Source organism: Bacillus sp. SLBN-46 (genome assembly GCF_031453555.1).
Lineage (GTDB): Bacteria > Bacillota > Bacilli > Bacillales > Cytobacillaceae > Neobacillus.
The window spans coordinates 4083812-4098486 of record NZ_JAVIZM010000001.1; the positions used below are offsets into that span (position 1 = coordinate 4083812).

General features: G+C 37.1%; 16 protein-coding genes. 5 read left to right on the forward strand and 11 right to left on the reverse strand.

Translation table 11 applies throughout. From position 1 onward, the window contains the following. Positions 1-14: 14 nt before the first annotated feature. Both QFZ87_RS20805 and QFZ87_RS20810 read right to left on the reverse strand, forming a co-directional pair. Positions 15-386, reverse strand: a complete 372-nt coding sequence (locus QFZ87_RS20805; RefSeq protein ID WP_309865781.1) for a YhcN/YlaJ family sporulation lipoprotein — start codon at positions 384-386, stop codon at positions 15-17. A 430-nt stretch (positions 387-816) separates the two neighbouring features. After that, complete coding sequence (locus tag QFZ87_RS20810) at positions 817-1173, reverse strand: DUF1360 domain-containing protein (protein ID WP_309865783.1); 357 nt, start codon at positions 1171-1173, stop codon at positions 817-819. 151 nt (positions 1174-1324) lie between these two features. On the opposite strand from QFZ87_RS20810, the gene QFZ87_RS20815 reads away from it, so the two are divergent. After that, a complete protein-coding gene (locus QFZ87_RS20815) occupies positions 1325-1834 on the forward strand; it encodes a CotY/CotZ family spore coat protein (protein WP_309865786.1) in 510 nt (169 codons plus the stop codon). Positions 1835-1882: 48 nt separating this feature from the next. Here QFZ87_RS20815 and QFZ87_RS20820 read toward each other — a convergent pair whose 3' ends face one another. From QFZ87_RS20820 to QFZ87_RS20830, 3 genes are all read right to left on the reverse strand, one after another. Beyond that, entirely contained in the window at positions 1883-2380 is a 498-nt protein-coding gene (locus tag QFZ87_RS20820) for a CotO family spore coat protein (protein WP_309865788.1), read from the reverse strand. Positions 2381-2500: 120 nt separating this feature from the next. Further along, a complete protein-coding gene (fabI, locus tag QFZ87_RS20825; RefSeq protein WP_309865791.1) occupies positions 2501-3271 on the reverse strand; it encodes an enoyl-ACP reductase FabI in 771 nt (256 codons plus the stop codon). A 96-nt stretch (positions 3272-3367) separates the two neighbouring features. After that, positions 3368-5227, reverse strand: coding sequence for a monovalent cation:proton antiporter family protein (locus QFZ87_RS20830; RefSeq protein ID WP_309865794.1), 1860 nt, complete (start codon positions 5225-5227; stop codon positions 3368-3370). Between the two features lie 94 nt (positions 5228-5321). On the opposite strand from QFZ87_RS20830, the gene prpE reads away from it, so the two are divergent. Further along, positions 5322-6062, forward strand: coding sequence for a bis(5'-nucleosyl)-tetraphosphatase PrpE (prpE, locus tag QFZ87_RS20835; RefSeq protein ID WP_309865796.1), 741 nt, complete (start codon positions 5322-5324; stop codon positions 6060-6062). Positions 6063-6085: 23 nt separating this feature from the next. Here the strand turns inward: prpE and QFZ87_RS20840 are convergent, their stop codons facing one another. From QFZ87_RS20840 to QFZ87_RS20855, 4 genes are read right to left on the reverse strand one after another with little or no spacing between them, the layout of a single operon-like run. Next, on the reverse strand, positions 6086-6991 hold the full coding sequence (locus QFZ87_RS20840; RefSeq protein WP_309865798.1) for an RluA family pseudouridine synthase: 906 nt from the start codon (positions 6989-6991) through the stop codon (positions 6086-6088). Between the two features lie 12 nt (positions 6992-7003). Continuing rightward, positions 7004-7798: an NAD kinase gene (locus QFZ87_RS20845; protein WP_309865801.1), complete on the reverse strand. Its 795-nt coding sequence runs from the start codon at positions 7796-7798 to the stop codon at positions 7004-7006. A 47-nt stretch (positions 7799-7845) separates the two neighbouring features. Next, the gene (gene yjbM, locus QFZ87_RS20850; RefSeq protein ID WP_309865804.1) at positions 7846-8484 is read right to left on the reverse strand and encodes a GTP diphosphokinase; all 639 of its coding nucleotides are present in this window, start codon (positions 8482-8484) and stop codon (positions 7846-7848) included. 18 nt (positions 8485-8502) lie between these two features. Further along, positions 8503-8862, reverse strand: a complete 360-nt coding sequence (locus QFZ87_RS20855) for a UPF0738 family protein (protein ID WP_309865807.1) — start codon at positions 8860-8862, stop codon at positions 8503-8505. 118 nt (positions 8863-8980) lie between these two features. Here QFZ87_RS20855 and QFZ87_RS20860 point away from each other — a divergent pair, with 118 nt between their 5' ends. The 3 genes from QFZ87_RS20860 (at position 8981) to QFZ87_RS20870 (ending at position 10946) form a co-directional block, all read left to right on the forward strand. Then, positions 8981-9568, forward strand: coding sequence for a CYTH domain-containing protein (locus QFZ87_RS20860; protein WP_309865810.1), 588 nt, complete (start codon positions 8981-8983; stop codon positions 9566-9568). Between the two features lie 105 nt (positions 9569-9673). Next, entirely contained in the window at positions 9674-10084 is a 411-nt protein-coding gene (locus tag QFZ87_RS20865) for a globin domain-containing protein (RefSeq protein WP_309865811.1), read from the forward strand. Then, on the forward strand, positions 10056-10946 hold the full coding sequence (locus QFZ87_RS20870) for a ClpXP adapter SpxH family protein (RefSeq protein ID WP_396133940.1): 891 nt from the start codon (positions 10056-10058) through the stop codon (positions 10944-10946). The genes QFZ87_RS20865 and QFZ87_RS20870 overlap by 29 nt, the downstream gene beginning before the upstream one ends. 509 nt (positions 10947-11455) lie before the next feature. On the opposite strand, the gene pepF is transcribed toward QFZ87_RS20870, so the two are convergent. Next, positions 11456-13273, reverse strand: a complete 1818-nt coding sequence (gene pepF, locus QFZ87_RS20875) for an oligoendopeptidase F (RefSeq protein WP_309865816.1) — start codon at positions 13271-13273, stop codon at positions 11456-11458. A gap of 128 nt (positions 13274-13401) precedes the next feature. After that, positions 13402-14607, reverse strand: a complete 1206-nt coding sequence (locus QFZ87_RS20880; RefSeq protein WP_309865818.1) for a competence protein CoiA — start codon at positions 14605-14607, stop codon at positions 13402-13404. Positions 14608-14675 lie beyond the last annotated feature (68 nt).

Genomic DNA, 14675 nt, shown 5'->3' on the forward strand with positions numbered 1-14675 from the left:
GTATTCTCCCCTTCTCACTTCATATCTTCTGTCATTTTTACAATTTCCTTAAAGCGTTTTTCAGCTTTTTGGTCAGAGATATCAGATGATTTAATATGTTCCTTTAGCCTCACAGCTTCTAAAAACACCTTATAATCGCTTGAAACTGTAAAGCTTTCTTTTGGGTATTTTTCCTCCAGCATTTCATTAACATTTTTTTCAATTTTCTTCATTCGAAAGCGGTGCAAATGCTTAACTTTATAAACGACTAACGTATCCTTTTTACCTTTAATTACAGCTACATCGTAGAGTTCAGGAAGAGAACTAACATCCTTTTTAATTTCTTCCACTCGGTCACTATGCTTCTTATTAGAAATAATAACCGGTTTAGGATTAGTTGTTTTCATGAGAGCTAACTGGCTATCCTTGACCGGCTCATTATTACTACAAGCGGAAAGTAAAATTAGACAGGCGAATAATATAAATCGATAAAAAGTGATCATTTGATTCCCTTTCCTTATTCCATTATTTATAATTAGTTTTTTCGACAAAGCCCAAAATTATGACAACATCATCTTTATTTTTACTAATAACCCTTTGAATAAAAAAAACTGCCAGATTAACTAGCAGTTTTTCGATCACTTTGAAGTTTTCTTTCCACAGCCGCAACCTTTTTTCTTAATCTTATTGGACGGTTTAAAAGATTGAATGGTTTGGGTGGTTTGTGTTGATTGAGTATTTTTCTTATTCGTATCCATCTATCTCTCTCCTTCTGTCGAAAAAATTTCTACTAAGATAGAATATGAACGACAACTATGTCTTGTCTCAGCGAAACAATTAATTTCTGATAAATTGCTGAACAAATAGTTCCATAATGGAAGCCAACCCGGCTATCGCCAATATAAGAGTAATGGGTTCCGATATAACAGGGAAAAGATAATTGAAGCCTGTTATGAACGCTGCTGCCCAAATGCCAGTACACCAATAACAACTTAATAGTTCACCCATAAATTTCTTTATCCCTGTTCTTTTCGTAATATAATAAACCTCTATCTCCCCGTCCTCATTCTTCTCACTTACTTCATCAAAAAAAGGTTGACGAATAAATTCAGTTATCTTATCAAATACAAATAATCGTGTTAACCGAAAGCTTGCCAAGGATAAGACTAAAAAGCTGAGAAACGTTATTTGCATGGTTATTCACCCTTTCCTTCTCGAAAACCCTGTGAAATTTCCTCATTATCCGCCTAATTTAGCTAAAACAGGCTTTTGTCCGTAACCCAAAACCGCTCTGTTAAATATGTTAGTAGTGTAAGATATATCTCGAATAAGGAGGAAAAAATAAATGGGTTGTGGAAATAATCATCATGACAATGACAGTGCAAACTGTGTTTGCCAAGTAGTTCGTGCCATTAAAGACATTCAAGATAACGCTGTAGAAGAAGAGTGTGCAGAATGTACCAGTTGCTTTACTGAACCACTAGGTACGTTGGTATCACCATCTAGGAGAGATCCAGTTGATACTCGTGTATTTGTGTTAAGTACAGCAGACGGTTCACCATTCCATGCGTTCTTTAGCAACGAAAGTAATGCTTGTGTGTCCATCTACTTCCGAGTAGAAGACGTATTCGATAACTGCTGTGCAACACTTCGTGTTTTAGTACCAGGCAAACGTGATGGAGGAAACTTCTGTCCAGTAAACTTAGTTTCTGGCGGAGATAAATGCTGTATTGACCTTACAAAAGTTTGCCAGGTTGAACGCTTCCGTGCAAGCAACGACTGTATTACAGTTGATTTAAGCTGCTTCTGTGCAGTACAATGTATCGCAGACGTTAACCTAGGTATTTGTAACTAAAAATTAGAAAATGTATATTAGCCAGTCGTTTATCGGCTGGCTTTTTTATTATCTTTTTATACCAATCATAATAATGTCCTTTAACTCCACTAAAGGAATATCTATCGTTGATTGGTCATGAAATTGAATGGTAATCTGAAAGTCATCATTGGCAGTTAAGTAACCGGTATAATTTTCTTCGTTGGTATAAAAGACACAAGGCACTGGAGGTAATACCTTAGGAAAATTAATTAAATAATCCAATCGTTCTTTTAAATCCAAATCTTTAAAGGGCTTTACCCTTTTAAAAGATGGTTTCGGTTCTTGCTGGTGAAGGTTGTCTGAGGATGGAAGAGTGGCTTCTTTTTTTGTTTCGGCTTCTTGCACGATTTCTTTTTTAGCAAGAGATATGTTCTTCTTACTTTCTGTTTCAACCGGTTTCACTTCCTCAAGGTCCTCTTGTTTCCCTTTACTAATATAAATTTCTTGCATGTTTGTATTAGAAGGAATCCTCGAAAATGGCTGATTAACATATAAAAGCGGTCCTTGATTCTTCTTAGTTGACATGCACAGTACCTCCTATCACGTAATTCTACACTTTATATGTATGCGAAAAGCCTACACGCGTTCATGCTAAATAGGTAAATCCCCATATTAAAAGCCCGCTTTGGCAGCGGGCTTCTTATCTTATAAAATATGGAATCCAGAATCAACGTGAATGTTTTCCCCAGTAATTCCTCTAGCCAGGTCACTAAATAGGAATAGAGCTGTATCTCCAACTTCTTCAGGAGTTGTTGGTCTGCGTAATGGTGCTTTTTCTTCGATTTCTTTTAAGATCGAGTTAAAATCACTTACACCCTTAGCGGAAAGTGTACGAATTGGACCAGCTGAAATAGAATTGACACGAATGTTTTCTTTTCCAAGGTCTGCGGCTAAATAACGGACACTTGCATCCAATGAAGCTTTTGCTACACCCATTACATTATAGTTTGGTATAGCTCTTTCGCCGCCAAGGTACGTCAAGGTTACAATGCTACCGCCGTCTGTCATTAATCCTCTTGCCTCTTTGGCAACCGCGGTTAATGAGTAGGCACTAATATTGTGAGCAAGTAAGAAGCCCTCTCTTGTTGTATTCATATATTCCCCTTGAAGTTCTTCTTTGTTAGCAAAAGCGATACAGTGGGCAACACCTTGAATAGTGCCAACCGCTTCCTTGATTTCAGCAAAACATTTTGCCACGTCTTCATCTCTTGTTACGTCACAAGGAAGTACAAGTGTCCCTTCTGCTTCTAAAGAGTTTGCTAATTCACGAACACTGCTTTCTAATCTTTCTCCCGCATACGTAAAAATTAATCTTGCGCCTGCATTGTGAAGGGAGCGGGCAATTCCCCATGCAATACTGCGTTTATTGGCAACACCCATTACCACATATGTTTTTCCAGCTAATGAAAGATTCATATTGAAAATTCCTCCTACAATAATTACGAGTTATTAGTACTTGGTACTAAGTTTACACTAAATTGTCACAAATGAAAAGTATACTTATTTTTTAGGCTAACATATCTCACAGAATTCAAGTTCTCTCTTTAACTCATCCACATATTCCTTTGTCCCGGTAACAATTAAGCGATCATGCATCTGTAGCTCAGTGTCGCCGTGCGGAACGATAGAATCTTTCCCTCTGAATATCCGGACAAATATAATATCTCCGGTAAATGGGAACCTCCTGAGAAGCATGCCGTCGAACTGAGCATTCATCATAACAATTTCATATAATCCCGCTTCTTGGTTAGTTAAAATGTTAATTAAAGTTGGTGACTCAATCATAGCCCGTAGCAAAGCTTTTGATGACATAAAAGCTGAGAATACCTCAATATTATGCTCTCTTAAGTTTTGCTCTAAATCAGGACTTTCAATTCGCGCAATAACCCTTGAAACGCCCTTTTCTTTAGCTGCAATTGAAAGAGTTGAGTTCAGCTCCTCATCTCCTGTCGAAATAACAACAATCTCTGATTGATATACCTTCGTGTTTTCAAGTGTTTTCATTGAATAATCAGGAAGCTCTACAATTTCAAACAGTGAATCAGCAATTTGTTTGTCTGATTTATCCATTTTCGTATGATAGAGTACAGGGTCATAAAGGCCAGATTTTAATTCCCGAGATACAGGCAGAGTAACCTGGTTCGCACCAAGGAAAGATACGCTGACTTTTTTACCCCCGGCCACTTCTTTTGGAAACAGCTTTTTAAATAGAATTGGCGTAAAAATGGACGTAATCACGGCAACCAAGATCAAAGTCCCTTTCATTTGCTCCGTAATAACTCCAATCCTTTCTCCAATTGTTGATGCAGCGATGACAAGCGACAGGGTCGATGTAAGTAAAAACCCTGATGCAATAACGGTTTTTGTATCATACCAAATTTTTAAAAAATAGACCGGAATAATCTTTGATAATAAGAGTCCGATTAAAAGAAGGGGAATTAGTAACAAAAGCTTTTTCTCACTAAAAAGTGACCAAACATCAAGATTTACACCAACCATAACAAAAAAGATGGGAATCAAAAATCCATAGCCAAAGGAATCCAGTTTATGTACCAACTCCTGATTTGGCGATAACAACGAGACAAGTACACCAGCGAGAAATGCCCCAAGGATATTTTCGGCTCCAACTGTTTCCGATAATCCAACTAAGACGATAATAAGAGTAAACACAGCTCTAGTACCGATCTGAACGGTCCCTGTAGATAAGCTCTCAATGATGGAGCGGTTTTTAAATCTTTTACCTACGAAATATAGAATGACTCCTGCTGCAAATAAAATTAAAAGTAGCCATGTGTTCCCGTGCCCTGCTTCATAAAGGGAGACAAAAATAGCCAGTAAGATCATCGTCACTAGATCGGCAATGACGGCTACAAGTAAAATGATTTGGCCAATGACTGTTTTCATGAGATGTGCTTCTTTAAGGGTTGGTACAACAACTCCTAAGGAAATAGTTGAAATGATTAGGGTCATTAAGAAGGCATTATCGATAAAACCAGCCATTACAAACACATACGATAAGCCGAGTGAAAAGATAAATATACCAGCAAAAATAGCCGTTGCCACGACAAACGTATTGGGTTCCATTTTACCGTTTGGAAGCCGGTCCCGTTTTTTACTTCCCGTGAAAGCAGTAAAATCAATTTCCAGTCCACTTAAAAACATAAGGAAAATAAATCCGAGTGTAGAGAGCGTAGACAGCCACATATCTTCATGAACTACATTAAAACCGCTTTTTCCAATAATCAATCCCACAATAATTTCAGCTACAACTACAGGAATAAAATTCATTTTAAAGCGATGTAGAAAAATGGGTGTTAAAAATGCCATGGTGACAACAATGAGCAAAGAAATTACTGAAACATGCTGTTCCATTCTTGTTCCTCCTCTCGAATCCTTTTTAGTATAAGGATTCTTTTTTATAAAAATGAACATTTTCACAAAAAATAAGCATAAAGGGGTGTTTCCTATGAAAATAGATATTATTGGTGATATTCATGGATGCTTACATGAGTTTAAAGATCTTACCTTAGAACTAGGATACATTTGGGACAACGGGCTTCCTATTCATCCAAAAGGAAGAGTACTTGGGTTTGTTGGTGATTTAACGGACCGAGGGCCTGAATCATTAAAAGTAATTGAAATTGTTTGGCAGCTCGTCATAAAACAAAGGAAGGCCTACTACACACCTGGAAACCATTGCAATAAATTGTACCGTTTCTTTTTAGGGAATAAAGTCCAGATTGCCCACGGCCTTGAAACAACGGTTGCAGAATATGAATCATTATATAAGAAAGAGCAAGAGTCCATTCGTAAAAAATTTATGGAATTGTACGAAAAGGCGCCTCTTTACTTAGTATTAGACAAACAAAAACTTGTAATCGCTCACGCAGGAATTAAACAGGAATTTATCGGACAAACCCATGCAAAAGTAAAAGAATTCGTCCTCTATGGTGATATTTCGGGTGAAAAACATCCTGATGGCTCACCAGTCAGAAGGGATTGGGCAAAAAAGTATCATGGTGATACTTGTATTGTGTACGGACATACTCCCGTTAGAGAGCCGCGTATTATCAACAATACATATAACATTGATACCGGGGCTGTGTTTGGCGGAAAACTAACTGGATTAAGGTATCCTGAAATGGAACTTGTTTCTGTTCCTTCTACTATGCCATATATCCAAGAAAAGTTTAAACAATTTGATTAGATAAAAATATAGGAGGCTGACCTCTACATGTCAGCCTCCTTCATAATTGCACAGATATCTGGTGGAAGAGGTGCTAAAAAAGACATTTCCGTTCCCAGTATAGGGTGCTTAAACTGGATTCCTTTGCAATGAAGAGCTTGCCTACAAAGTAATGAGGTATCTCCTCCATATAAATCATCACCAAGTAATGGATGACCAATAAACGACATATGCACCCTAATTTGATGGGTCCTTCCAGTTTCCAGGTTCAGTTTCACATGGGTAAAAGTTGGATATCTCTTAATTACCTGAAAATGTGTACAGGCGTATTGTCCGTCATCACGGACCTCTCTTTCAATAATACTACTTTCTTTTCGTCCAATAGGCTCCTTAATCGTTCCGCTCTCAGACAACATTACACCACCTGCAAGTGCTTCGTAGGTCCGCTTCACTAAACCCTTCTGCTGCATCATGCTAAAAAGATGATGAACATGTCGATGTTTAGCCACTAAAACCATTCCAGAAGTATCCCTATCCAAACGAGTGACTATATGCGATGTAGCCTGAAGCCCCTTCTTCTGATAATAGCCTACCAATGCATTGGCAAGACTCCCCACGGGGTGCTCCCTAGATGGGATTGTATTCATCCCTGACGGCTTATTCACAACCAGTAAAAATTCATCTTCAAACAGAATGTCCAAAGGAATTGCTTCTCCCTTAACCCCTTCGCTTGGGCTTTCAAGAGGAAATAAGAGCCGTAACTCATCACCCGTTCTCAATTTATAACGGACATTTACCTCTTCTCTATTTACCTGAATACTACCGCCTTTAAACTTTATGTCCGTTAAGGCAGTTCGAGAAACCTCTTCCTTTTTTAGAAAATCTTTAATGAGCATGCCAGTATGGTCATCATCAATGAACCACTTTAATTGAAAACGAGAATCCATCATTCTCCCTCCGGCTTAATCAGAAATAAATGAGTCATGCACTCGTTTCCAGAAAGGAAACGGCCGGAAGCGGGCAAAACGTATTTTTTCGTCAGGTACTCTAAATTGAATGGATTTGACATCCTTATGCAGAAGCGTTAAATGATCAACAGTTATTTGAAAATCAGATCGATTGACAGGTTTTAGCATACAGGTATGGTGTGCTGGCAGGATTAATGGCGAACCAACTGTTCTAAAAACCTTATTATTAATGGATGCCATTTCTGCCACTTGAATAGCAGAGATAGACGGATGAATAATGGCGCCACCCAATGCCTTATTGTAAGCCGTACTACCAGATGGGGTAGAAACACACAAACCATCTCCACGGAACCGTTCAAAATGCTGACCACGTATTTCTACATCCATAACAAGTGTTCCCTCGACACTTTTGACTGTAGATTCGTTTAACGCTAAATATCTTGATTCTTTACCAGCGTGTGTATAACGAATAATGACTTCAAGAAGCGGATATTCAACTACCTGATATGGAGTTTTAGCGATAGCAATAACCAGCTTTTCAATTTCATCAGGGATCCAATCTGCATAGAAACCAAGATGCCCTGTATGAATTCCGACAAATGCCGTTTTATCAAGACGACTACTATAACGGTGGAAAGCGTAAAGCAGCGTTCCGTCGCCCCCAATGGAGACAACGATATCCGGTTGGTCTTCATCGTACGTTAGATCAAAATCAAGTAAATACGTTCTCATCTTGTGCATCAAAATATTGGATTTTTGATCTCCTTTTGATGTAATGGCAAATTTCATATTATTTTGCTCCTTGTATGAATGGGATTCAAAAGGCCGTCAGTGGATTAGTTTTTTTCTTCCTGCTTTAATTCTTTTTTCCTTGAGAAGAAAGCCTGTGCTTCTTGGATTTCCCCACGAATTAGGGACATTTCCTCATCCAATCGGAAGGCAGCTTCTGCTGCTCGCTGAAGTCTCATTTTGATATCACTTGGAAAAATCCCTTTATATTTATAGTTTAACGTATGTTCAATGGTTGCCCAAAAGTTCATTGCTAGTGTTCTGATTTGGATTTCAGCTAAGATTTTCTTTTCCCCATGAATCGTTTGAACAGGATAGCAAATTACAACATGATAGGAACGATATCCACTTGTTTTTTTATGTGAGATATAATCTCTTTCTTCAACAATTTCAAAGTCATTCCTATTTCTTAACAAATCAACTACCGTGTGAATATCATCAACAAACTGACACATAATGCGCATTCCTGCAATATCCTGCATTTCTTCTTCTAGATGTTCAAGCGGAATTCCTTTTTGGTTGGCCTTATCTAAAATACTTGCAATTGGTTTGACTCTTCCTGTAACAAATTCGATAGGTGAGTGAGTAGAATCCAGATCAAATTGTCCTCTCATTCCCTTTAATTTTATTTTCAGCTCCGCCACCGCTTGTTTATATGGCGCTAAAAATAGGTCCCAATGCTTCATGATTCCACCCTCAATCAACTAAAATAGACTCTCTACTTTCGTAACCATTTCGCTTCCATAGTTACTGTTCCCTTTAATATTATTAATGACATAATCTAATTCATCATGAAAATTAATCAATTCTATTTGTTGTTCAGTTGTGGAAATCCATACCGGCATTTTTTCTTCTAAAGCTTGTTTTAAATAAGGCCAGATTTGTTCTGGTAAAACAATGTATGTATAATCTTCTTGTTGCTCCATTAAATAAATAAAAGAATAATGGTCAGAGTCCACTAGAATTTGTTCACTAGGCACCAATCCATTAATGGGCTCATTTGTTTCCAATAGTAGCTTTTCATCTGTTATGATTGCGTTAAGTATTGTAATTCTTTTTTTCATTGTTCGACCTCCATTTTTCACCCTCTTATTTTAGCATAATTCCTTCATTTCTCCCAAGGATTGGAGTCGAGGATGAAGAGTTGATAAAAATTGAACAATTAAGCGAAAGGAATCAGCTATGTCACAAAACATTGAGATTGAATTTAAAAATATGCTTACTGAATCAGAATATAAAAGACTTTTAGATGAACTCGAAATAGATCAAACACAAATCTTTTCACAGGAGAATCACTACTTTGATACTCCGCGTTTCTCCTTAAAGGAAGCAGGCTCAGCACTTAGAATTCGAAAAAAGAAACATCATTTTGAAATGACTTTAAAACAACCAGCGGCTGTCGGACTTTTAGAAACTAATCAAATCCTTACAGAAGATGAAGTAACTAGGGCACTTCAATCTGGAAAGCTTCCAACGGGTGTTATTGAACAATTAATTGAAGCAATTGGAATAACGTTTTCTAAAATTGAATATTTTGGTCATCTGTTAACGAATAGAGTAGAAATTCCCTACAAGAAAGGATTATTAGTTTTGGATCATAGTTCATATCTAAACAAAGAAGATTATGAATTAGAGTATGAAGTGGAAGACTACAAGGAAGGTCAGCTGATTTTCCGGGAATTCCTGTCTTACCATAAAATTCCGGAACGAAAAACGGAAAATAAAATTCGTCGTTTTTATATGCAAAAATATAAAATGAATGAGTTGTAAATAGTAATATTGTCTAAACTTCTTATTTTTAAAGCAATAAATTTGTACTATGAAATCGGCATTGATAAAATTAGAAATACAAAAGGGTTAAAAGGAGTTGTCAACATGAATGAGAAAAAGCTAACACCATATGAGGCCATTGGTGAAGCTGCACTACACCAATTAATTGATACATTTTATGGCCTTGTTGCACAACATCCTGATCTTGCACCGATTTTCCCAAATGAATTTAAAGAAATTGCTAGAAAGCAAAAGCAATTTCTAACTCAATATTTAGGTGGACCAGCCCTTTATACAGAAGAACATGGGCATCCAATGATGCGAGCACGCCATTTGCCTTTCCCCGTTACACCGAAACGGGCTAAAGCTTGGTTAGCTTGTATGACAAAGGCAATGGACGAAGTTGGATTACAAGGTCAAGTAAGAGATGATTTTTACTCCAGACTTTATCTTACTGCTCAACACATGATTAACACGCCAGACGGCGATGAGATTTCAGGTGAAAATCGTGAGTAATTCAAATTCGAATGGTCCCAAGCAACAGTGTGGTGGAATTGAAAAAAAGCCAATCGAAATCTATATGTTTATAGATCCGTTATGTCCCGAATGCTGGGCTATTGAACCTATACTAAAAAAACTGAAAATTGAATACGGTCGATATTTTTCAATAAAGCATGTATTAAGTGGGCGGTTGGCCGATTTAAATTTGAGTAAAAAGAAGAACTATGAAACCATTGCAGATTTATGGGAAAAGACTGCAAGCCGTTCAGGTATGTCGTGTGATGGCACCCTATGGTTGGAGAATCCGGTCGATACACCATTTACCGTATCCATTGCCATAAAAGCAGCTGAGTTACAAGGAAGACGAGCTGGAATACGTTTTTTTCGAAGAATTCAGGAGATGTTGTTTTTAGAAAAACAAAATATATCTAATTTAGAAGTATTAAAGGATTGTGCAAAGACATCTGGCCTAGATGTGGAAGAATTTCTAAGTGACATTCATTCCGAAAGTGCTGCTAAGGCCTTTCAATGTGACCTTAAAATCACTTCAGAAATGGATGTAACAGAAATTCCAACTTTGGTTTTCTTTAATGAAAACGCTGAGGATGAAGGTATTAAAATAACCGGAACATATCCTTACGAGGTCTATGTGCAGATATTAGAAGAAATGCTTTCTGAGAAGCCTGTATTATCCCCTCCACCGTCATTAGAATCATTTATGAAGTTTTTTAAATTTGTAGCATCTAAAGAAATTGCAGTGGTTTATAATATGTCTATTTCACAGATTGAACGAGAAATGAAGAAACTGCTTCTCAAACAAGTTGTTGAGCAAATTCCCGCTAAATACGGAACGTTTTGGAGATATATTGAAGACTAAGACAGGTGCAGGTTAACTATCCAGCACTTGTTGTTTTTTGTATAAACAAAAATGCCTTGCAGATTCTGACTGCAAGGCATTTTTCTATAATACGAACAAAGGGGATGGGAGAAATTTTTCACGGTCAAACAAAGGGGTATATGTTTGTAGTGATCAACTTCACGCATTTAATATACCATGCATTCAAAGATAGTGACAATAAGTTTGTGTGTTATTTCACATTATTGTCAATAAATCATAATTTCACGAAATGGACAATAGACATATAACAAGAAACCATTAAAGGTGGGCTATCCCTGTGGCTAAATTTCCCGTTATAGTTATGATCCTATTTGTCTTTGGAGCGTTTTTTCTTCATTTGCTAGCTTTACTCAATGTCTTCCCTCTCCTACTCAGTACGCCAATTTTATTCCTTGCTATCTTGATTATCATTCACTACCTTAATGACCGAAAAAGATTTAGAGGATTTTAAAAGGATGCTGCTATACATAGCAACATCCTTTTTCTTGTTATGATAATAATTTTTCTAGCTCATTTAATTTTTCTTCAAATACTTTACATGCATTTTTAACTGGCTCTGCACTTGTCATATCGACTCCTGCCTTCTTTAACACTTCAATTGGATAATCGGAGCTACCGGCACTTAGGAAATCGATATATCGCTTGACAGCAGGTTCTCCCTCTTCTAAAATTTGCTTGCTGAGCGCAGTTGCAGCGCTGAAACCTGTTGCATATTGATAGACATAATAATTGTAATAGAAATGTGGGATTCTTGCCCACTCCAAGCCAATTTCCTCGTCAATGACGATATCTTCTTCACCAAAATATTTTTTGTTCAAAGCGTAATAGCTTTCAGTTAACGCCTCAGCTGTTAACGCCTCATTGTTTTGAGCTTTTTGATGAATTAAATGTTCGAATTCAGCAAACATGGTTTGTCTGAATACCGTACCTCTAAAACCTTCTAGGTAGTGATTTAGAAGATAAATCCGCTTTTGCTCGTCATCAATAGTCTTTAATAAATAATCATTAAGTAAAGCTTCATTACAGGTTGAGGCAACCTCTGCAACAAAAATAGAATAGTTTCCATACGGATACGGCTGTGATTTGCGTGTATAATAGCTATGCACCGAATGACCGAATTCATGCGCAAGGGTAAATAAGTTATTCACGTTGTCTTGCCAGTTCATTAAGATGTATGGATGTGTCCCGTAAGCACCAGAAGAATAGGCACCACTCCGCTTTCCTTTATTCTCATGAACATCTACCCAGCGGCTTTCAAAACCTGTTTTCAGGATTTCGCTATACTCCTCACCTAATGGAGCTAAACCCTTAATGATTAAATCCTTTGCTTCTTCATACTTAATGGCCATTTTCACATCTTTCACAAGTGGTGTATAAAGATCATACATATGAAGCTCATTTAACCCTAAGACTTTTTTCCGTAGCTTCACATACCGATGCAATAAATGCAGATTTTCACTAACTGTATTTACCAGATTATCGTATACACTTTCTGGAATATTGTTTGCTGCAAGTGCTGCATGTCTAGCTGAATCATATTTTCTGATCCGTGCATTGAAATTGTCCTTCTTTACATTGCCGCTTAATGTACTAGAAAAGGTATTTTTAAAACTTCCATACGTCTTATACACGGCTTTAAAGGCATCACGTCTAACACGCTGGTCCCCACTTTCCAAGAAACGAATATAACGACCATGGGTAATTTCAACCTCTTCCCCATTTTCATCTTTAATAGAAGGGAATTCTATGTCTGCGTTATTAAGCATGCCAAAAGTATTACTAGAAGCATTCATTACTTCGCTTGCTTCAGCTAGTAATGCTTCCTGTTCAGCAGTTAGGACATGTGCCCGCTGCAGATTAATCTCAGCAATGGCGTGTTCATAAAGTTTTAGCTCTGGTTTCTCATTTAAGAAACTTGCAACCTTCTCTTCCTCGATAGACAGAATTTCAGGTACAATAAATGCAAGCTGACTACCTGCCTGGGAATAAAGATTTTTCATCCGATCATCTAAGCCCTGATAGAAGGAATTAGTAGTATCCTGATCGTAGCGCATATGTGAATATGTATAAAGCTTTCCAATCCGTTCTAATAGCTTATCTTGGAATTGGAGAGCTTTATAAAGTGTCTCAGCACTTTCACCTAATTTTCCTTCATATTCTTTAATTCCAGAAATATGATTTTTGACGTCTTGAAATTCTTTCTCCCAGTCCTGATCACTAGCAAAAATATCCTCTAATTTCCAAGTATCCTCTACGGGGATATCATTTCTAGTTGGTAGTGATTTTACGGCAGTTTCATTTGACATCTTCCATCCTCCATTCAAATGTAGATTTGCGAAAAGGTTTCACTACTAATTATATTCTCCTAATTTTTCTAATATCCTTTACAATCGTTATAAAAGAACGACCATACTCACTATATTATGCCCATCTACTAGTTTTCATTTATGATTTTACAAAGTGTACCATGTTTTTGGTTAAACCGAATCATGTATTCCTCTCTTTCCCTATTAGAGTGAGGAATCCATATTTTCTCTTTCACTTGAAAACAGGTTTCTCCCACTTTAGAAAGGACACCAAGCTTTGTTAAGTAAAGAAGATATTCAATAACTGCAAGCAAAGGATTCAGGTGGCTCACCTGCGGTAAGTGCCTGCTTACCACTTCATGTCTGTTCACTCTCCTATTTAAATGCTGCTTCATTTCTTGCATGGTAATTAAATCACCAGGGTTTTTATGTGATAGTAAATCAAGATATATATACGTCTGCCAAATAACGGGTGGTGTTTGAATGAGTATCGAGTGAGGAACAGGGAGGCCTATTTCTGGTGGGAGTAAAAATGGATTGAGGCAATTATTGTAGATTTCAAGGAGGAACTTTTTTTTATGTTGATCTGAATAACGTACCATATTTTGAATGATCCTATCCATTTCTGTTTTCCACTTTGGCATGTAAATCCTTTTTTGAGGTTTTGGGGAGAGTAAACTCGTTATTTCTAACCTATCAGGTGAGTAAAAGGAATGTTGGGTAAAGGCATTTTTTATTGAGAAGGGTGTAATGGATTCCACTAGATGAAAGTGTTGCTTTTCGGGGCAATAAGATGGAATAAAAAAGGTGCCTAGTAAAGAAGATCGTAAAAATAAATAATGAAAGTTAGATAAAGTATCAATCTCTCTCTGCTTTAGTTGCAAATGCCTGCTTGCTATAATCCATAATGGAATGTAATCATTCTCAAGATATGTTTTTGTTCTCTTACTAAAAATTTCTTCCGGTATCGGTGAGCATTGATATTCTAACGCGTATTTCTTACCGTTAAATTTGAACAGAATGTCTGGACGCTGCTGGATTTCCTTGTCAAAGTACTCCAATTCTGCGGGTATATTTTGTTTAATAAGCCACTGATACAGCTGTCGTTTGCCATCCAAGTGATAAATGGATTCATGATCATAAAATTCCCGGCAAACTCCACCTCTTTTATGTGCAAAATGAAAAATACGATGATCGCCTAATTTTAACAAAACACTTTCCCCACAAATGGGGCAAAAAAAATCTTCTTTACTCCGAAGGGACAAAAGGCTCTCCTTCTTATAGTCATACCCAAGACAAAGTTTTTTACCATTTTTTGTTATGGCGGTTAACAATCAAACATCTCCTCCTTTTTTTGTATATAATTCGCCATATTTCGCAGGAAATCCTCTAAAAAAAAGAA

What these genes read in the sequence shown, in the direction of transcription:
- QFZ87_RS20805 (WP_309865781.1), bottom strand. Translation starts at nt 386, where the DNA reads ATGAAAACAACTAATCCTAAACCGGTTATTATTTCTAATAAGAAGCAT.
- QFZ87_RS20810 (WP_309865783.1), bottom strand. Translation starts at nt 1,173, where the DNA reads ATGCAAATAACGTTTCTCAGCTTTTTAGTCTTATCCTTGGCAAGCTTT.
- QFZ87_RS20815 (WP_309865786.1), top strand. Translation starts at nt 1,325, where the DNA reads ATGGGTTGTGGAAATAATCATCATGACAATGACAGTGCAAACTGTGTT.
- QFZ87_RS20820 (WP_309865788.1), bottom strand. Translation starts at nt 2,380, where the DNA reads ATGTCAACTAAGAAGAATCAAGGACCGCTTTTATATGTTAATCAGCCA.
- fabI (WP_309865791.1), bottom strand. Translation starts at nt 3,271, where the DNA reads ATGAATCTTTCATTAGCTGGAAAAACATATGTGGTAATGGGTGTTGCC.
- QFZ87_RS20830 (WP_309865794.1), bottom strand. Translation starts at nt 5,227, where the DNA reads ATGGAACAGCATGTTTCAGTAATTTCTTTGCTCATTGTTGTCACCATG.
- prpE (WP_309865796.1), top strand. Translation starts at nt 5,322, where the DNA reads ATGAAAATAGATATTATTGGTGATATTCATGGATGCTTACATGAGTTT.
- QFZ87_RS20840 (WP_309865798.1), bottom strand. Translation starts at nt 6,991, where the DNA reads ATGATGGATTCTCGTTTTCAATTAAAGTGGTTCATTGATGATGACCAT.
- QFZ87_RS20845 (WP_309865801.1), bottom strand. Translation starts at nt 7,798, where the DNA reads ATGAAATTTGCCATTACATCAAAAGGAGATCAAAAATCCAATATTTTG.
- yjbM (WP_309865804.1), bottom strand. Translation starts at nt 8,484, where the DNA reads ATGAAGCATTGGGACCTATTTTTAGCGCCATATAAACAAGCGGTGGCG.
- QFZ87_RS20855 (WP_309865807.1), bottom strand. Translation starts at nt 8,862, where the DNA reads ATGAAAAAAAGAATTACAATACTTAACGCAATCATAACAGATGAAAAG.
- QFZ87_RS20860 (WP_309865810.1), top strand. Translation starts at nt 8,981, where the DNA reads ATGTCACAAAACATTGAGATTGAATTTAAAAATATGCTTACTGAATCA.
- QFZ87_RS20865 (WP_309865811.1), top strand. Translation starts at nt 9,674, where the DNA reads ATGAATGAGAAAAAGCTAACACCATATGAGGCCATTGGTGAAGCTGCA.
- QFZ87_RS20870 (WP_396133940.1), top strand. Translation starts at nt 10,056, where the DNA reads ATGAGATTTCAGGTGAAAATCGTGAGTAATTCAAATTCGAATGGTCCC.
- pepF (WP_309865816.1), bottom strand. Translation starts at nt 13,273, where the DNA reads ATGTCAAATGAAACTGCCGTAAAATCACTACCAACTAGAAATGATATC.